At 59.4% G+C, this 18,973-nt stretch carries 14 protein-coding genes and 2 pseudogenes; 7 read left to right on the plus strand and 9 right to left on the minus strand.

Translation table 11 applies throughout. The annotated features are described in order from the left end of the window. From coaD to B3849_RS07780, 3 genes are all read right to left on the minus strand, one after another. A partial coding sequence (gene coaD, locus B3849_RS07770) for a pantetheine-phosphate adenylyltransferase (RefSeq protein WP_286779991.1) occupies window positions 1–302 on the minus strand: 302 nt, incomplete at its 3' end. A gap of 83 nt (window positions 303–385) precedes the next feature. Then, entirely contained in the window at window positions 386–820 is a 435-nt protein-coding gene (locus tag B3849_RS07775) for a CBS domain-containing protein (protein WP_005852978.1), read from the minus strand. Between the two features lie 60 nt (window positions 821–880). Then, complete coding sequence (locus B3849_RS07780) at window positions 881–1,777, minus strand: LysR family transcriptional regulator (protein WP_286779992.1); 897 nt, start codon at window positions 1,775–1,777, stop codon at window positions 881–883. 212 nt (window positions 1,778–1,989) lie between these two features. On the opposite strand from B3849_RS07780, the pseudogene B3849_RS07785 reads away from it, so the two are divergent. The 5 genes and pseudogenes from B3849_RS07785 to B3849_RS07805 all read left to right on the plus strand — a co-directional run bounded on the left by B3849_RS07785 (window position 1,990) and on the right by B3849_RS07805 (window position 7,209). Next, window positions 1,990–3,492 (plus strand): annotated as a pseudogene (locus B3849_RS07785) (CoA-acylating methylmalonate-semialdehyde dehydrogenase). A 117-nt stretch (window positions 3,493–3,609) separates the two neighbouring features. Further along, window positions 3,610–4,752, plus strand: a complete 1,143-nt coding sequence (locus tag B3849_RS07790; protein ID WP_260002026.1) for an acyl-CoA dehydrogenase family protein — start codon at window positions 3,610–3,612, stop codon at window positions 4,750–4,752. Further along, complete coding sequence (locus B3849_RS07795; protein ID WP_278424894.1) at window positions 4,749–5,792, plus strand: enoyl-CoA hydratase/isomerase family protein; 1,044 nt, start codon at window positions 4,749–4,751, stop codon at window positions 5,790–5,792. Before B3849_RS07790 ends, B3849_RS07795 begins: the two co-directional genes overlap by 4 nt. Before the next feature lie 2 nt (window positions 5,793–5,794). Next, on the plus strand, window positions 5,795–6,670 hold the full coding sequence (mmsB, locus tag B3849_RS07800; RefSeq protein ID WP_278424895.1) for a 3-hydroxyisobutyrate dehydrogenase: 876 nt from the start codon (window positions 5,795–5,797) through the stop codon (window positions 6,668–6,670). A gap of 98 nt (window positions 6,671–6,768) precedes the next feature. Then, complete coding sequence (locus B3849_RS07805; protein WP_286779993.1) at window positions 6,769–7,209, plus strand: hypothetical protein; 441 nt, start codon at window positions 6,769–6,771, stop codon at window positions 7,207–7,209. 88 nt (window positions 7,210–7,297) lie between these two features. Here B3849_RS07805 and uvrA read toward each other — a convergent pair whose 3' ends face one another. The 6 genes from uvrA to B3849_RS07835 form a co-directional block, all read right to left on the minus strand. After that, on the minus strand, window positions 7,298–10,180 hold the full coding sequence (gene uvrA, locus B3849_RS07810; RefSeq protein ID WP_074635080.1) for an excinuclease ABC subunit UvrA: 2,883 nt from the start codon (window positions 10,178–10,180) through the stop codon (window positions 7,298–7,300). Between the two features lie 189 nt (window positions 10,181–10,369). Beyond that, the gene (gene lpdA, locus B3849_RS07815) at window positions 10,370–11,764 is read right to left on the minus strand and encodes a dihydrolipoyl dehydrogenase (protein WP_009826768.1); all 1,395 of its coding nucleotides are present in this window, start codon (window positions 11,762–11,764) and stop codon (window positions 10,370–10,372) included. 107 nt (window positions 11,765–11,871) lie between these two features. Further along, on the minus strand, window positions 11,872–12,438 hold the full coding sequence (locus B3849_RS07820; protein ID WP_278425993.1) for a DUF924 family protein: 567 nt from the start codon (window positions 12,436–12,438) through the stop codon (window positions 11,872–11,874). Window positions 12,439–12,519: 81 nt separating this feature from the next. After that, window positions 12,520–13,782 carry an MFS transporter gene (locus B3849_RS07825; RefSeq protein WP_005852959.1) on the minus strand — a complete coding sequence of 421 codons (1,263 nt, stop codon included), beginning with the start codon at window positions 13,780–13,782 and terminating at the stop codon, window positions 12,520–12,522. Window positions 13,783–13,856: 74 nt separating this feature from the next. Continuing rightward, the gene (gene queA / locus B3849_RS07830; RefSeq protein WP_278425994.1) at window positions 13,857–14,921 is read right to left on the minus strand and encodes a tRNA preQ1(34) S-adenosylmethionine ribosyltransferase-isomerase QueA; all 1,065 of its coding nucleotides are present in this window, start codon (window positions 14,919–14,921) and stop codon (window positions 13,857–13,859) included. Between the two features lie 9 nt (window positions 14,922–14,930). Then, window positions 14,931–18,275 carry a DUF3971 domain-containing protein gene (locus tag B3849_RS07835; protein WP_286779994.1) on the minus strand — a complete coding sequence of 1,115 codons (3,345 nt, stop codon included), beginning with the start codon at window positions 18,273–18,275 and terminating at the stop codon, window positions 14,931–14,933. A gap of 99 nt (window positions 18,276–18,374) precedes the next feature. Between B3849_RS07835 and B3849_RS07840 the strand changes: the two genes are divergently transcribed. Next, on the plus strand, window positions 18,375–18,836 hold the full coding sequence (locus B3849_RS07840) for a peroxiredoxin (RefSeq protein WP_278425997.1): 462 nt from the start codon (window positions 18,375–18,377) through the stop codon (window positions 18,834–18,836). Then, window positions 18,833–18,973 (plus strand): annotated as a pseudogene (locus B3849_RS07845) (DUF455 domain-containing protein); the annotation flags it as partial. The gene B3849_RS07840 and the pseudogene B3849_RS07845, both read left to right, overlap by 4 nt.

The raw sequence follows: 18,973 nt of genomic DNA on the forward strand, positions 1-18,973 counted from the left end.
TCGAAATCCGCCACGGCCCGCAGCCCGCGGATGATCATCTGTGCCCCCACATCATGGGCGCAATCGATCAACAGGTTCTCGAAGGGATGCACCACGATCTCTGTCCCGGTCTCCTGGTTCAGCTTGCGGCATTCCTCTTCGATCTGGGCGACACGCTCTTCCAGCTCGAACAATGGCCCCTTATCGCGGTTGATCGCGACACCGATCACCAGTTTATCAACAAGCGTCGCCGCCCGCCGGATGATGTCGATGTGACCCAAAGTAATAGGGTCGAAGGTGCCGGGGTAAAGGCCTACGCGCATGGGAGAGTCCAGTCATTTCAAGTCGTTATTCGAAGTGCAAGCAAGCATTTACACCGCGAAGATGCAACGCCAATTTCGGTGGGCTAGTGGCCCCTGATCATCCCCTCCAGGGCGTCTTTCTCCATCGAAAGCTCCATCAGGCGGGCCTTGACCACATCCCCCAAAGAGATCAGGCCGATCAGAACCCCATCCTCCAAAACAGGCATGTGGCGAAAGCGGCCTTGCGTCATCTTGGCAAGGATATCATCCGCGGTTTCATCCTTGGCGCAGGTGATCAGATCGCGCGTCATCAGCGCCTCTACGGTGTCGTCCAGACAGCCGCCGCCCTCGCGGCCAAGGGTGCGCACGATGTCACGCTCCGACAGGATACCATCGGGCGTTTTGCCGTCCGCTGACACGACCAGGGTCCCGATCCGCTTTTCCGACAACATCGCCGCCGCCTGCGAGATACGCGTGCCCGGTTTTACCGTCGTAACACTGTCATCCGCTTTGGTTTTCAGGATTTGGGAAACTAGCATGGTCGGCCCCTTCGCAAGAATATTACCTATAGGTCAGGTTCCCTTTAATACTGTTGCGTGTCAAGCAATTGCCTCCAGTTTCGCCACTTCGGCGCGGACGCCCTGCGCCAGAGCTTCCGCAAAGCGGCTCAGACGCAGATTGCGGCGGTCGTCTTCATGGCGAATCAAATAAAAGGCGCGGCTCAGATGCACGTCATCGATCAGGATGCGCGTCACCCCCGGCGTCGCAGGAAGCGAGAAATCATGCACAATCCCGACGCCGCCCCCTTGCCGGATCATATTCACCTGAACGGACACGGAATTAGAGGCCAGAGGCACCCGCGTCATGCCAAGCTCTGCCAGATAATCAAGCTCGCGATCAAAGATCATGTCGGGGATATACCCCACCAACCGGTGCCCCTGCAGGTCTGCAACGGTCCGGATCGCGGGGCGCGCGGCAAGATAGCTGTCGGCGGCGGCAAGATGCAGCTGGTAGTCGGCGATTTTCTGCACAACCAGCCGCCCCGCCGTGGGCGCGCTGACCCCGATCGCCATATCCGCCTCGCGCCGCGACAGGTTGAACACCCGCGGCAGGGCGACAATCTGAATATCGAGCCCCGGATTATCCGCCACCAAACGGGCGCAGACCTGTGGCAGCAGATAATTGGCGCAGCCGTCCGGTGCCCCGATCCTGATCTGCCCTGCCAGTTGGTCCGACGGCACGACCACATCCGCCGTGGCCTGCCGCATCGCCTGCTCCGCGGCTTCGGCCCGCGACAGCAACTGCACGCCCGCCTCGGTCAGCGCGTAGCCCGAGGGCGATTTCACGAATAATACCGCCTGCATGGTCTTTTCCAGCCGCGCCATGCGTCGCCCCAAAGTCGCGGGATCCAACCGCAACAGCTTCCCCGCGCCCGATAGGCTCTGCTCGCGCGCGACGGCCAGAAACAGCCGCAGGTCGTCCCAGTTCCCCATCATCGGCCACGGCTCCTTTCACGTTTCGTTTTCTGCACAGACTTCATTTTGCCCGTAAACTCCGGGGACGTCCGAAGGACGGGGGCAGCGCCCCATCCTACCCTTTCAGCCCGCGCTAGGCTTTGCAATAATGCAAAACGATTTTGACGCCATGCCTCTTTTGCTTTGTTTTTTGCAAGCCTAACCTGCCGCCAAACGCACAGAAGGAGCATTCCATGCAAGAGTTGACCCATTACCTGAACGGCGCCCACGTCAAAGGCACGTCAGGCCGCTTTGCCGACGTGTACAACCCCGCAACCGGCGAAGTGCAGGCGAAAGTCCCGCTGGCTGGCGAGGCAGAGCTGGATCAGGCCGTAAAATACGCCATGGCCGCGCAACCCGCATGGGCCGCGGTGAACCCCCAGCGTCGGGCGCGGGTCATGATGAAGTTCGTGGACCTGCTGAACCGCGATATGGACAAGCTCGCCGAGGCGCTGAGCCGCGAACACGGCAAGACCCTGCCCGACGCCGCCGGTGACGTGCAGCGCGGTCTGGAAGTGGTGGAATACTGCATCGGCGCGCCCGAGCTGCTGAAAGGCGATTTCACCGACAGCGCGGGCCCCGGCATCGACATGTATTCCATGCGTCAGCCCCTTGGCGTGTCCGCAGGTATCACGCCGTTCAACTTCCCCGCCATGATCCCCATGTGGATGTTCGCCCCCGCCATCGTCTGCGGCAACGCCTTCATCCTCAAACCGTCCGAGCGAGATCCATCCGTGCCCCTGATGCTGGCCGAACTGCTGGAAGAAGCGGGTCTGCCCAAAGGTATCATTCAGGTCGTCAATGGCGACAAGGAAGCGGTCGACGCGATCCTGCATCACCCTGTCATTCAATCGGTCGGCTTTGTCGGCTCAACCCCCATCGCCGAATATATCTACGGCACGGGCTGCGCGAATGGCAAACGCGTCCAATGCTTTGGCGGTGCCAAGAACCACATGATCATCATGCCGGACGCCGATCTGGACCAGGCCGCAGACGCGCTGATCGGCGCGGGCTATGGCGCGGCGGGCGAACGCTGCATGGCGATTTCCGTCGCGGTTCCGGTGGGCGATGAAACCGCCGACCGCCTGATCGAAAAGCTGGTGCCGCGCATCGAAAAGCTGAAGGTGGGGCCCTACACCGCTGGCAATGACGTGGATTACGGCCCGGTCGTGACCGCCGAGGCCAAAGCCCGCATTCTCGGCCTTGTCGAGACAGGCATCGCACAGGGTGCCAAACTCGTGGTCGACGGGCGCGATTTCAAATTGCAGGGCTATGAGGATGGCTTCTTTGTCGGTCCGCATCTCTTTGACCACGTGACACCCGATATGGACATCTACACGCAGGAAATCTTTGGCCCGGTGCTCTCGACCGTGCGCGCAGGCTCTTACGAAGAGGCCCTGAAGCTGGCGATGGACCACGAATACGGCAACGGCACCGCGATCTTTACCCGTGACGGCGATGCCGCGCGTGACTTTGCCAGCGCGCGATCAACGTCGGCATGATCGGCGATCAACGTGCCGATCCCCGTGCCGCTCGCCTATCACACCTTTGGCGGCTGGAAGAAATCGGTCTTTGGCGACCTGAACCAGCACGGGCCGGACGCGTTCAAATTCTACACACGCACCAAAACCGTGACCTCGCGCTGGCCCTCGGGCATCAAAGAAGGCGGCGAGTTCAACTTCAAGCCGATGGAATAAGCCCCATCCTCGCCCTTCGGCGGCTCCCCCGCCGGAGGGTGCTTGCGCGACGCCCACGTGCATGCTTACAATTAAACACACGTTCAATTCGATCGGTCTTGGGAGGGATCACCGTTTATGGATTTCGCACTTTCAGAAGAGCAAACCGCGATTTTCGACATGGCCTATGGCTTTGGCCAGGAACATATCGCCCCTTTCGCCCAGAAGTGGGAGAAAGACGAAACAATCCCCAAAGACCTTTGGCCCAAGATTGCAGAGCTGGGCTTTGGCGGGCTTTACGTGTCCGAGGATGCGGGCGGATCTGGCCTGACGCGGCTTGATGCGACGCTGGTGTTCGAAGCTCTTAGCATGGCTTGCCCGTCGGTCGCGGCCTTTCTGTCGATCCATAACATGTGCGCCAAGATGCTGGACAGCTTTGCCAGTGACGACCTCAAGTCGCGGATCATGCCCGACATCCTGAGCATGAACACCGTGCTCAGCTATTGCCTGACGGAGCCCGGATCGGGCTCTGACGCGGCGGCGCTCAAGACGAAATGTACCCGCACGAACGAAGGCTATACCCTGAACGGCACCAAGGCGTTCATCTCGGGCGGCGGCTATTCCGACGCCTATGTCGCGATGGTGCGCACCTCGGATGAGGGGGCCGCGGGCGTTTCCACCGTCTTTGTCGAAGACGGGACGGCAGGGCTTTCCTTTGGCGGGCTAGAGGATAAAATGGGCTGGCGCAGCCAACCCACGTCCCAAGTGCAGTTTGATGATTGCAACATTCCTGCCGGAAATCTGGTGGGTGAAGAGGGAAAAGGTTTCAAATATGCAATGATGGGGCTGGATGGCGGCCGTTTGAACATCGCCGCATGTTCCTTGGGTGCTGCACAGACTGCGCTGAACGCCACGCTCACCTATATGGGCGAGCGTAAAGCATTCGGCAAACCCATCGACCAATTTCAGGGTCTGCAATTCCGCCTTGCCGAGATGGAGATCGAACTGCAAGCCGCCCGCGTTTTCCTGCGCCAAGCCGCGTGGAAGCTGGACACGGGCGCGCCGGATGCCACCAAGTTCTGTGCCATGGCGAAGAAGTTCGTGACAGAGGCAGGCAGCAAGGTCGTCGATCAATGTCTGCAACTGCACGGCGGCTATGGCTATCTGGCGGATTACGGCATCGAAAAGCTGGTGCGTGACCTGCGCGTCCACCAGATCCTTGAAGGCACCAATGAAATCATGCGCGTCATCGTGGCGCGGGATATGCTGAAGAACCGATGACCGATATTTCCATCCGTATTTCAGGGCGCGCGGGTCGGATCACCCTCACCCGCCCCCAGGCGCTGAACGCCATGACCTATGACATGTGTCTGGCCATCGAAGACGCCTTTGACGCTTGGCAGCATGACCCGAAGGTCGATCTGATCATCCTTGACGCCGAAGGGGATCGTGCCTTTTGCTCGGGTGGTGACATCGCCGAACTTTACGCCACGGGCACCAAGGGCAACTACGCCTACGGGCGCAAGTTCTGGGCGGATGAATACCGGCTGAACGCCAAGATCTTCGCCTATACCAAGCCCGTCGTCTCCTTCTTGCAGGGGTTCACCATGGGCGGCGGCGTAGGCATCGGCTGTCACGGCTCGCACCGCGTGGTGGGGGAAAGCAGCCAGATCGCGATGCCGGAATGTGGCATCGGTCTGGTGCCCGATGTGGGCGGCAGCCTGATGCTGGCGCTGGCCCCCGGACGGGTGGGCGAATATCTGGGCACAACCGCGTCACGCATGAAGGGTGAAGATGCGATTTACGCCGGTTTTGCAGACACTTACATCGCAGAGTTAAACTGGCCCGACGTGATAGCCGCGCTTGAGAATTCAGGCGATGTGGCCATTCTGGAAACCGCAAGCACCACGCCGCCCGCCTCTGCACTCGAGGCGCAGGCGGCCGAGATCGACAGCTTGTTTGGCGGCGAAACGCTGGCGGATATCCTCAACGCCCTGCGCGCATCCGACAGCGATTTTGCCGCAGACACGCTCAAGAAGATGCAGCGCAGCAGCCCGTTGGCGATGGCCTGCACGATCGAGATCATCCACCGTCTGCGCGGCCCCTCGCTGAGCATCGAGAAGGCGTTGGATATGGAATACCGCTTTACCTTCCGCGCGATGGAGCATGGCGACTTCCTTGAAGGGATCCGCGCGGCGATCATCGACAAGGACCGCAGCCCTAACTGGCAATATGCCGATATGAACGTCCCCCTTGCCGCGACGGCCAAGATGCTGCGCCCGCTGGCCGAGGACGCCCTGACACTGGAGAGAACCACATGAGCATGAAGATCGGATTTATCGGACTGGGCAACATGGGCGCGCCTATGGCGACCAACCTCGCCAAAGCGGGCCACGACGTGGCGGGCTTTGACGTCGCGGGCACCACGGCAGAGGGCGTGCGCGTTGCAGACAGCCTTGAAGCCGCCGTGGCGGGCATGGACGCGGTGATCACAATGCTGCCCAACGGGTCGATCCTGCGGCAAGTGGCGGCACAGGCGATCCCCCATATGGCGCAAGGCACGCTGTTCATCGACTGTTCCACCGTGGATGTGGAAAGCGCGAAGAACACCGCGCAAGCCGCTGAAGACGCTGGCATAATGGCCGTTGACGCCCCCGTGTCTGGCGGTATCGGCGGGGCATCTGGCGGCACACTGACCTTTATGGCCGGCGGGTCGACGCAAGCCTTTGCCACGGCCAAGCCCCTCTTCGACATCATGGGGCAAAAGGCGGTGCATTGCGGCGATGCCGGTGCGGGGCAAGCGGCGAAGATTTGCAACAACATGATCCTCGGGGTCACCATGATCGCCACCTGCGAGGCATTTGCGCTGGCCGACAAACTGGGGTTGGACCGGCAGAAGATGTTCGACGTGGTCAGCACCTCGTCGGGCTACAGCTGGTCGATGAACGCCTATTGCCCTGCCCCCGGTGTTGGCCCCACCTCGCCCGCAGACAATGGCTACACACCGGGCTTCGCGGCGGAGCTGATGCTCAAGGATCTTGGGCTGTCGCAGCAGGCAGCAGAGATGGCAGATGCGGACACCCCGATGGGAGAGCTGGCCCGCGCGCTCTATGCGCAATTCGTCGAGAACGAAGACGGAAACGGCAAGGATTTCTCTGCCATGCTGCCCCGTTTCGAAACCCGCGGCCGTAACGGCTGATACGCAAAAGCAAGCGGGTTCCCGCCGTCTCGTCCCTGCGACGGAAACCCGCGCGCCGTTCGTTTGTTGCTGTATCGACACTGTAACGGAGAACGAGCATGAAAACCCTTACCCTCGCCGCAAGCGCCTTCGCCGTGCTGGCCTTCAGCCCGGCCGTACAGGCGGCCTCTGCCTCCTATGGCGCGTCGGGGCATTACGATGTCGCGGCACCGCAGGTGACCTTGGCCAAGCATGATAAGCACGATGACAAAAAGCATCAAAAGCAGCACAAGAAAGCTGTTAAAGAATACAAAAAGGCGATCAAGAAACACGAGAAGCAGCACAGCGACAACGGGCGTCATCTTGCCAAAGGGCATGACAAGCACCACCACGCCAAAGGCGACAAGCTGACGCGCTACGTCGTGATCGAACAGCCCCACCGGCATGGGCTGACCCGCTACAACCGCTACGTTCAGGACGACGGCTATGTCTATGCCGTGGACCCGCAAACCGATGACGTACTGGCGCTGATCGGTCTGGCATCGCGCCTTCTAAACTAAACTGCGCCGCGAAACCCTAAGATTTCATGAAAAATGCCCCGCCTGAATAGGACGGGGCATTTTTATGTCTACCGCAGTGTTGGCAATGCTATTCGGCAGCAACCTTACGCGGGGCGAGCATCGGCTTGAGGTAGTGGCCGGTATAGCTCCCCTCGACCTCGGCAACCTGTTCAGGCGTGCCGGTCGCGACCACCTGCCCGCCACCATCGCCGCCTTCTGGACCGATGTCGATGATATGGTCCGCAGTCTTGATGACATCGAGGTTGTGTTCAATGACGACCACAGTATTGCCCTGATCCACCAGCTCGTGCAGCACCTCTAACAGTTTGCGCACGTCTTCAAAATGCAGACCCGTGGTCGGTTCATCCAAGATATACAGCGTCCGCCCCGTAGAGCGTTTGCTGAGCTCTTTCGACAGTTTGACGCGCTGCGCCTCCCCGCCCGACAGCGTCGTCGCCTGCTGACCCACCTTGATGTAGCCCAAGCCCACACGCATCAGTGCATCCATTTTTTCGCGGATGCTGGGGACCGCCTGAAAGAAGCTCTGCGCGTCCTCGACAGTCATATCCAGCACGTCAGCGATGGATTTGCCCTTGAACTTCACCTCAAGCGTTTCGCGGTTATAGCGCTGGCCTTTGCAGGTTTCACATTCGACATAGACATCCGGCAGGAAGTGCATCTCGATCTTGATCACACCGTCGCCCTGACAGGCCTCGCAGCGGCCGCCCTTGACGTTAAAGCTGAAACGCCCGGGCTTGTACCCGCGCGCCTTGGCTTCGGGCAGACCGGCAAACCAGTCGCGGATCGGGGTGAAGGCACCGGTATAGGTCGCCGGGTTCGACCGCGGCGTGCGCCCGATGGCGCGCTGGTCAATGTCGATCACCTTGTCCAGATGCTCCAGCCCCTTGATGGTCTCGCACGGCGCGGGCGTCTGGCGCGCCCCGTTCAGGTTCATCGACGCGGTCTTGAACAAGGTCTCGATCGTCAGGGTCGACTTCCCGCCGCCTGACACACCCGTCACGCAGACGAATTTGCCCAGTGGATAGTCGACCGTGACATTCTGGAGGTTGTTCCCCGTCGCCTTGACCACACGGATTTTCTTTTTGTTGCCCTTGCGCCGTTTGGCGGGCACCGCGATCTCGCGTTTGCCGGTAAGGTATTGGCCCGTCAGAGAATTCGGATCATTGGCGACCTCTTGCGATGTCCCGTGGCTGACCACCTGCCCGCCGTGCACACCGGCCCCCGGCCCGATATCAAACACATAATCCGCCTCGCGGATCGCTTCTTCGTCGTGTTCAACGACGATGACCGTATTGCCCTGATCCCGCAGGTTTTTCAGCGTCTGGAGCAAGCGGTCATTGTCGCGCTGGTGCAACCCGATCGAGGGTTCGTCAAGCACGTAAAGCACCCCCGTCAGCCCCGACCCGATCTGCGACGCAAGCCGAATACGTTGGCTTTCCCCCCCGCTGAGCGTCCCGCTGGAGCGTGCCAGCGTCAGATATTCCAACCCGACATTGTTGAGGAATCCCAGACGTTCGCGAATTTCCTTGAGGATCGCGCGCGCGATTTCGTTCTTCTGAACGGTTAGATAATCGGGCACTTTGGTGCACCAGTCGAAAGCTTCGCGGATCGACATTTCAACGACTTGTCCCGCATGCAGCAGCGTATCGCTGTCGCCATCCGACGGGCCGATCTTGACAGCAAGCGCTTCGGGCCGCAGGCGGTAGCCGTTGCAGGTGCCGCAGGGGCGGTTGTTCTGGTAGCGTTCGAATTCTTCGCGGATCCAGTTGCTATCCGTCTCGCGGTAGCGGCGTTCCATATTGGGGATCACCCCTTCGAACACGCGGCTGACCTCGTACACACGGCCGCCTTCGTCATAGCGGAACTTGATCTCTTCCTTGCCGGAGCCATGCAGGAACACTTGCTGCACCTTCTCAGGCAGGTCTTTCCACCGCGTATTTTCACTAAATTGATAGTGTTTCGCGATGGCTTCAATCGTTTGCTTGAAATACGGGGACTTACCCTTGCGCCACGGGGCCAGCGCACCGTCATAGACCTTGAGGTTCTGGTCGGGCACCACAAGGCGTTCATCAAAAAACAACTCTTTGCCCAGACCATCGCAGGACGGACAGGCACCGAAAGGAGCGTTGAATGAAAACAGACGCGGCTCGATCTCGGGGATCGTGAAGCCGCTGACAGGACAGGCGAATTTCTCGCTGAAGGTATGACGCTCGGGCTCGCCCTCGGTCGGGGCGGTTTCCAGCACGGCGATCCCATCGGCCAGATCAAGCGCTGTGCGCAGGGAATCCGCCAAGCGCGTCTCTAGCCCCTCGCGGACCACGATACGGTCGACAACCACGTCGATGTCATGGCGGAACTTCTTGTCCAGCGTGGGCGGCTCGTCCAGTTCGTAAAATTCGCCGTTCACTTTTACCCGCTGAAACCCCTGCTTGCGCAGCTCAAGGAACTCTTTGCGGTACTCGCCCTTCCGGTCACGAATGATCGGGGCCAGCAGGTAGGCGCGCGTGCCTTCGGGCATGGTCATCACGCGATCAACCATATCCTGCACCTGCTGCGCCTCGATCGGCTTGCCGGTCGCGGGGGAATAGGGCGTGCCGACGCGCGCAAAAAGCAGGCGCATATAGTCATAAATCTCGGTGACCGTCCCCACGGTAGAGCGGGGGTTTTTCGACGTGGTCTTCTGTTCAATCGAAATCGCTGGCGACAGGCCGCTGATGTGATCCACATCGGGTTTCTGCATCATATCAAGGAATTGCCGCGCATAGGCGCTGAGCGATTCCACATAGCGTCGCTGCCCTTCGGCATAGATCGTATCGAACGCGAGGCTCGACTTACCCGATCCGGACAGCCCGGTGATCACAACCAGCTTGTCGCGCGGAATGTCCACGTCGATGTTCTTTAGATTGTGTTCGCGCGCGCCGCGCACTTCGATGTTCTTTAGCTCAGCCATATCGGACCCCCGTTAACGCTTAGTACATAGGTGCGTGCTACGGATTCTCCAACGAAAAAATAAGAACACAAGGGGAACGACATTATCGCGGCGCATTTTGGGCTGTCATTACGACGGCAAACGCCCGGCAACATTGAATATGTCACCGGGCGTTGCAAAGATTAGGACCCCGCTATGCGCGGGCAAAGGCTACATATGGATAACGCGTCCGTAAGCATCCAGCACGGATTCATGCATCATTTCTGACAAGGTCGGGTGCGGGAAGACGGTGTTCATCAGGTCTTCTTCGGTGGTCTCAAGCTGACGCCCCACGACATAGCCCTGGATCAGCTCGGTCACCTCGGCACCCACCATATGCGCGCCAAGCAATTCGCCTGTTTTTGCGTCAAAGACGGTTTTGATCATCCCTTCGGGCTCACCAAGGGCAATCGCCTTGCCATTCCCGATGAAGGGGAAGCGACCCACCTTGACGTCAAAGCCAAGCTCTTTCGCCTTGGCTTCCGTATACCCGACGGACGCGACCTGCGGGTGACAATAGGTGCAGCCGGCGATGGATTCTGGTTTGACCGGGTGCGCGTGTTGACCCGCGATCAGTTCGGCGACCATCACCCCCTCGTGCGAGGCTTTATGCGCCAACCAAGGGGCACCGGCGATGTCACCGATGGCATACAGCCCCTCGACGCCGGTCCGGCAATATTCATCGGTCACAACATGGGTCCGATCAATTTTCACGCCCAGATCTTCCAGCCCAAGATCCTCGACATTGCCAACGATACCCACGGCGGAGATCACCGTGTCAAACTCATGCTTGGTCACCTTGCCGCCCGTTTCGATATGGGCGGTCACCTTGTCATCAGCGCGGTCCAGTTGTTTGACAACGGCCTTCTGCATGATCTTCATGCCCTGTTTTTCGAACTGCTTTTTCGCGAATTTGCTGATCTCTTCATCCTCGACGGGAAGGATACGATCCATCACCTCGACAACAGTCGTGTCTGCACCCAAGGTATTGTAAAAGCTTGCGAATTCGATACCGATCGCGCCAGACCCGATCACCAGCAGCTTTTTCGGCATATGGGGCGGCTGCAAGGCATCCTTGTACATCCACACGCGTTTTCCGTCTGCTTCCAGCCCAGGCAGGTTGCGGGCCCGCGCACCGGTCGCCAGTACGATATTCTTGGCGGTCAGCGTCTCTTCCCCGTCTTTCGACTTAACCGACACTTTACCTTTGCCCGCTAACGTCGCCGCGCCCATGAAGACCGAGACTTTGTTCTTTTTCATCAAATGCCCGATACCGCCGGACAGTTGCCCCGCAACCTTGCGCGACCGTTTGACAACTGCCTCCAGATCATAGCCGATATTGTCTGCCTTCAGGCCAAACTCGCTTGCGCGCTGCATCAGGTGGAATACTTCCGACGACCGCAAAAGCGCTTTGGTCGGGATACAGCCCCAGTTAAGACAAATGCCGCCTAGATGCTCACGCTCTACAATGGCGACCGAAAGCCCCAATTGCGCCCCCCGGATGGCCGCAACATAGCCCCCCGGCCCCGCACCAATCACGATCAGATCAAAGGATTTCGCAGCCATTATGCAACCTCGCAGCACGTATTGAAATTTAGTTTAGTGGTAAACTATCTCGCGAGCGTCAGCAACTCGGAGAATTCCGATCCAGGATCAAACTGCCTGACCCGCACTTACGCGAGTGTCCGCAGCGTATAGGCATACCCCCCGTCGTCAAGATATGCGGTTTCAGCGGCGGTGCTTCGCCGACCCAAGGCGTTGTTGCGATACGGAAATCTGCCGAATTGCCGGATCACCTTTCGATGTGCGCGCGCATGCCGCAGCGTCTCCTCGGCGTCGGGCATACGGTCAACGACCAGCCGAACGCAGTGATCCTGATCGGTCAGACTTTCTGAATGCATGAACGGAAGGTAAAAAAATTGCCGTTCAGGCGGCGCGATGAGCCTATCCCATTCGTTGCGCACAGCGGTTTGAGCCGCCCGCAAGGCCCGCAGATCGGTCGAAAACGCCTTCCCCTGCCCGCGAAACATATTGCGCGGAAACTGATCCGCTAGAATGAGATAGGCCAAAGTGCCTTTCGCATCGGTCAGCCAATGGTCCAACCGATGGGTCCCGATGAGCGACCAAGTGCCCAGAAACTGTGACCGGATCGCGGAATCGAGGTCATCATCCACCGCATACCATCCCGCGGGCCCAGTTTCCTCCAGCCAGAACCGACGTACGTCCTCAGGCGTTTTCATAGCCTTGCCTCCTTTGTCCACAGAAAAGATCAAACTTTTCTAGTTTCATTAGACACAAGATGTAACGAATTAGCAAAACGTCTAGGTCGGCTCCGCTTCCGCGGTTTGTTCGCTTTCGATCGCGTATTCCTGTGCCAATTCGACCGCAACGGTCGTCGCAGCGGGGTAAATCGGGATGTAGTTACCCGTTTCATCCGCAGGAATGGCCGGACGTACCGTCGCGCGGTAGGACGCGTAGACCGCCAAAGCAAAGAACAGAACAGCCGTGAACAGGTAGAACCCGCCCGGCCCAAGCGCGGTGCCCATCATCCAGCCGGTGATCACCGGACCCAGAATAGCGCCCAACCCGTTAATAAAGATCATGCCACCGGATGCCGCAGCCATATCCTCGGGCTCAAGGAAGTCGTTTGTGTGTGCAATAAGTAGAGAATACAATGGGTTAGACATGCCACCCACGACAAAGGCGGTCAGTAGCAACACGCTAAAGTTATGCCCCAGCAGCATGCCGATGACAGACCCGATCCCCCCGATGATGGAGGTGATAACGATCAGAAGACGCCGGTCCATCCGGTCCGAAACCCAGCCGATTGGATATTGCAGAACCACCGAACCCACAAAAAACGTCGCAACGAAGATCGAAATCTGCGCCACCGTCAGCCCGGCTTCGGCACCGTAGACAGATGCCATGCCGAACTGCGCCGAAAAGACCCCGCCCAACAGGAACATGCCGACACACCCCAAGGGCGAGAAGCCGGCCAGTTCGCGCAAGCTCATCGGTTTGGTGGTGTCAAACGCCGGCGTCGGGCTGATCGACAGCAAAATCGGCGTCACCGCCACGCTGACCAAAACCGACGGAATAACGAACAGGACAAAGCCTGAAGGGTCCGCGGTGAGCAAAAGCGCTTGCGCAATAACGATGCCAAAGGTTTGCACGATCATATACAACGACAGCGCCTGCCCCCGGTTTTCGTTCGTCGCAGCGTTGTTGAGCCAGCTCTCTGCTGTCACGTAAACCGCAGAAAAACAAAAGCCGATCAACACGCGGCCCACCGACCAGACAGCGACGTTCGGGAAGGTCGGATACAGGATCATGACAGCCGAGATCATCGACGCCAGCGCCGCAAAGACCCGCACGTGACCGACGCGCCGGATCATACCCGGTGCCATACGCGAGCCGCCCAAAAAGCCCACGAAATATGCCGACATCACGATCGACATTTCGAAGGTCGAAAATGCCTCGATCCCGCCGCGAATCCCCAAGAGCGTACCTTGCATGCCGTTGCCCACCATCAGCAAACACATGCCCAACAAAAGCGCCCATGCGCTGCTCAGTACCTGAAACATCTTACGAATCCTTTAACGCGATCAGCCCCCTCCCTGACGGCGATCCCAAGAGGTGTCACCCCCCCGAACGACATTCAGGCGTTTATTTGCGTCTTTGGAAAGAGCAGCGACGCATCGCCATAGGAGAAAAACCGATAATTCGATTCAATCGCGTGATTGTAAATCTTTTGTATAGTTTTCTGCCCCATCAATGCCGAAACGAGCATCATGAGGGTCGACTTCGGAAGATGGAAATTCGTCATCAACGCGTCTGCGACATTGAATTCAAAACCAGGGGTAATGAAAATATCGGTATCCCCTTCCCAGGGTTGGATATTCCCGGACCGCGCAGCGGTCTCGACCAGCCGCAAGGCAGTGGTCCCAACGGGTATGACCCGCCGACCAGCAGCTTTGGTGGCGGAGATTTCGGCAGCTGCCTGCGCGCTCACCTGCCCCCACTCGCTGTGCATCTTATGGTCAGCAATGTCATCGACCTTCACGGGCAGAAACGTTCCCGCGCCCACATGCAAGGTGACGTGGCTAAAGCGCACCCCCATCTCGGCGAGCTGATCCAGCAGCGGCTGATCAAAGTGGAGCGACGCCGTAGGCGCGGCCACTGCGCCCGCATTCTTGGCAAAAACGGTTTGATAATCCGTCATGTCCTGCGCGTCTGCCGGACGCTTGCCCGCAATATAGGGCGGCAATGGCATCGCACCGGCATCATTCAGCGCGGCGTCAAAATCCTCGCCGCTGCAGTTGAACCGCAGTCGACCCTGCCCATCCTCGACGCCAACCAAACGGGCAGAAAGATCGGCGCTGAAGACGACAGTCTCGTCAATCTTGAGCTTTTTCAACGGCTTGATCAGCGCTGTCCAATCCGCATCGCCCCGTGGCTCCAGCAAGGTTACTTCGATACGCGCCTGTACCGGGCCCTGTGCGCTGTCCCGGTGGCGAAGCCCCGACAACCGCGCCGGAATGACCCTTGTGTCATTCAGCACCAGCCGATCCCCGGGACGCAACCAATCGCTCATATTGGCGACGGTCGTGTCAGTCATATGATCCCCCTGCGCAACGAGCATCTTGGCCGACGTACGGGGGACCGCAGGGCGCGTCGCGATCAAACGCTCGGGCAGTTCAAAATCGAAGTCACTGAGTTTCATACGCGCCCGTTAGCGCCCCTCAAAGCGTTGAGCAACAGGTTTTTGTGGCGCGGGGGTGGCAGCCCCCCCATCCTGAGCGGGCGTCGTGCGAGGGGCGCTGCGAAAAATATCCCGCATCGCACCGGGTACAAACCCCGACAGCGGGTTCACCGAGACAGACGGGTTCTGCACCGTCCCGCCGATAGAGTAGTTGAATCCCAAAAGCCCCTCGCCCTTGCGGGTCAGAAAACTGGCTATTCCGTTCAACATATATACAGGAGAGATCACACCCTGCAGCGCCATCTGGCCGGTGTCAGTAGCAAAGACACCATCCATAGAAATCCCAAGCGACGCCCCCGTCGCACTGGCTTGGGTCAGGTTGACGCGATTGGAAGACAGGCGAAAATCAGCTTCGACCGTGTCAAAATATATCCCGTCCCCGTTCAACTCGTTGATCAGCCCGACCACGGAAACCGCGTTCACCAGCGCTGCAATCGTCGGGGCGTCCTTGATACGAACGTCTTTAATCTCTGCATGACCGTCGAAAGCACCGCCCGATCCGGCGGGTACCAGGGTCAACGAAAGCGCGCCGCCGTGGACTTGTTGTGCAATGTTGGCAGACCTCAAAACGCCACCAGCATCGGTTGCCGTCAATTGCACCGCGCTACGACCATCCTTGGGTACGACGCGACCAGAAACCGGCGCGCCCCCGTTCAAGGCGGCGGTAAACCTTCCATCCAGGCCACGCGCGACGTTAAATTCGCCCTGCATTCCTGTCAGGGCAATCTTGTCAGTGACCTGCAACCGATCCAGCGACAGCAACATCGGCGGGCTCGCGACCCCGCTGGGTTTGCTTTTTCCGAGCTCTGCCCTGCGCAAATCAAGACGGCCGCCCTTCACCACCACCTGCACCGGGCGACCTGCCCCCTGCCCGATCAGATCAACAGGCACATCCAGCCAGTTCCCGACCTGCAATCTGTCAAATTGCAATCTGTCCAACGCACCACTTGGGTGCAATGTGACATCTCCATGCGCCGACAAACCCGCGGCACTGATTTTCAAGGTATCGACGTCTGGAACCGGCCCAAGCCGCCCCGATATCTCCAACGTGCCCGTCTGGGATCGGGCTTTGGTCCAGCCGATCTGTGGAACGGTGATGCGCAGACCCCGCAGATCCGAAGTGACAGAAAAATCAGGGGGTTGGCCTTTGACCAGATCCATCGCGAACCACGCCCGCCCTTCACCTGCTATCGTATCAGGGGGCAGCGCGATCTTGAAAGTCTCGAGCGTTTTGGCGTTCAGCGCAATGTCCGCCCTGACACTGCTCGCAGCACCCGGCTTGCCGAAGGGTTGGGACCATTCGCCGTCAAAGGGAACGCCGTCCAATTCGCCCTCGCCCTTGATCGTCAGGCCGCTGTTGGACGCGTTCAATGTCAGCTGGTCTGCACGCAGCGCGCGATCTTTGACCAGACGGTCGCTTTGGAATTCCGCCAGCGTTCCGTTTATGTCGAAGATCGTCAGCTTCGGGTCAGAGCCTTTTTTCATCGGAAAGGACAAAGTGCCCGCCAACTGGGCCCGTGCATCGACGACGTCAACCGGCAGGTTGGCCTTATCCATCGCCTGCAACGGGGGCCGGTTCAACAGCGCCAGGACCGATGTGATGTCCGCATCGGCGCGCAACCGAACGATGCCGGGCGGGCCGTCCTTGACCGTGACATCCGGCATGATGAACGAAGACCCGTTCACCGACACAGGCGTCTCGTCGGGCGGTGTGATCACCCCGGTATCCACGCTGACAACAAAGCGATTGCGCGAAAGGCTCGCATGACCGCTGCCGTCGGTGATATTCGGCATGGTGCGCAAAAATCGAACCTCAGCACCCTGAAAATCAAAGTCGAGGTAAGTTTGCGGTGTCTCGCCCGGCTTCAAGCGAAAGGCAAGGTCAACGTCGCTCAACGCGCCGGCGTAGATATTTTCGTCCACCCACTTGCGGGTCTTTGGTTTGACGTTTTCTGGCCAAAGCTCAAGCAGGCGCGCTGGTTTCAACGCGTTCAACCCCGCATCCAGCGCAACTTGCCACCCCTGCGGCCCCGCCCGCAAATCCCCCGACAGGTTCAACGTCGTCCCCCCGTCGACGATATCCATACGGCCGACGGACATGTGAAACGGGTTGAAGGTGATTTTGGCATCCAGATCGGCACCCTCAATCGACACAGGGGCGTCATAAATATCGGCAGGGTCAGCCACCAGATCGCGCAGACGAACCTGTGCGACCAGCTCGTCCAGTTTACCGCTGTCATCGATACCCAGACTTGCGGCCCCCTCGATCCGGCCCGACACCCATTTGCTTTCGACCGAAAGCTCGTCAAAACGCAGCAGACGCTGATCTGGGTCATAGCTGAAATAGCTGCGGGCCCCGTCAAAGGGGATCGGCGTAGCACGTTCATTGGGTTGAACCACCCCGGCCCCGATCTGCAGCGTCGCGTTCAGCGGCTCGAAGGTGCCGTCCTCGTCAAGGCTGCTGCGCACCGAACCGGAGATAGACGCACGCAGCACTTTCAACCAAGCAAATGCCGGGTTCTGCACCGCGATGTCACCCGCGCTCACGCCATCGAAATTCACGCCGAACTGCGACGCGGTATCGCCGATTTTGCTGCTGTAGTTGGCAGAAAGCGTGGCAACATCCGCCCCCCCGCCCAAAACGGCGAGCTCGGCCGTCATTCGCAGGTTATCGCCTTCACGGTCCAGCAACAACCGACCGCCATCCACAGTCCACATCCTGTCGGACTGAAGATCGGTGTAGCGCAAAGTCAGGGCGCGCAGCTCTATCGACCTCAGCCGCGACAGCGCCTTCGTCTCGAACACCGTATCAAGCTGGCCGATCAATTGCGGCATCGTGGCCGCCCGCCGCTCTGCCGGGGCAGTCCCGCTCGCCGCGCTCAGCGCGACGCGGCCATCCTTATCGCGCCGCAGATTGGCCACCACCCCGGACATCGCAATATCGCGCGGCTGCACATCGCCTGCCAGCAGGCCCTGAATGGAAAAACTGGCCCGCACTTCGCGGAAGGCGGCAAAGCTAACCCCTTGGGGGTTGGTGATATTCACGTCCCGCAGCCGAACGCGCGGCCGCCACCCTTCGTCCACGATCAACACCATCTCGCCAAAGCCGATCCGCGCAAGCGGCATATCTTTGGCAAACCGCTCTTCGATGCGCGTCTCGAGCCATTCCGGCACGACAATGGGGCTGCGGATCATATAGATGGCAGCCCCCGCGATGGTGGCAACAATCAGCGAAATAACCAGCAGCGACCATTTGGTGGCTTGCCAAAGTCGTCTCCGCTTGGGGCTGCGGGGGGCTGCGCTGGTGTTGGGCATGGGCGTCCGGTTTTTAGGGCGGCTTGGGGTTTAAGTTTCGCCAAGCCCGACTAGTATGACAGTGCAGACAACGGCTTCCAATACATAAGAAAGTGACCCATGCCAGAGATTTCCCAACCTGCACCAGACTTTACGCTTCCTGTGACGGGGGGTGGCGGAATTTCGCTCTCCGATCTGCGGGGCAAGGCTGTGGTTTTGTATTTCTACCCCCGTGACGACACGCCGGGCTGCACCAAGGAGGCCGTGGGGTTTTCCGAACATCTTGAAGCATTTGCTGACGCCGGTGCCGTGGTTTTTGGCGTATCCCGTGACACGATGGCAAAACACGACCGTTTTGCGGCCAAACATGCCCTGACGGTCCCGCTGCTGGCTGATATCGATGGGGCCGTGACCGAAGCCTATGGCGTCTGGGTCGAAAAGAATATGTACGGCAAGAAATCCATGGGGATCGAACGCGCCACCTATCTGATCGATGCGAGCGGCAATATCGCCCGCATCTGGCGCAAGGTGAAGGTCGCCGGTCACGTGGAAGAGGTACTGGACGCGGTGCGCGCCCTATGATCGCGCTGGCCCAAATGGCGGAAAACGTGCTGCGCACTGCGGATGGCCGTGAGAAAACCGCGCTTTCTCACAAATACGCGGCCGAGTGGCGGGCTGCCCGCGCCGCAGGCGAGACACCGGAAATCGGCACGTCAAAC

It is taken from the genome of Sulfitobacter sp. UBA4523 (assembly GCF_002388305.1).
GTDB classification, from domain to species: Bacteria; Pseudomonadota; Alphaproteobacteria; order Rhodobacterales; family Rhodobacteraceae; genus Sulfitobacter; species Sulfitobacter pontiacus.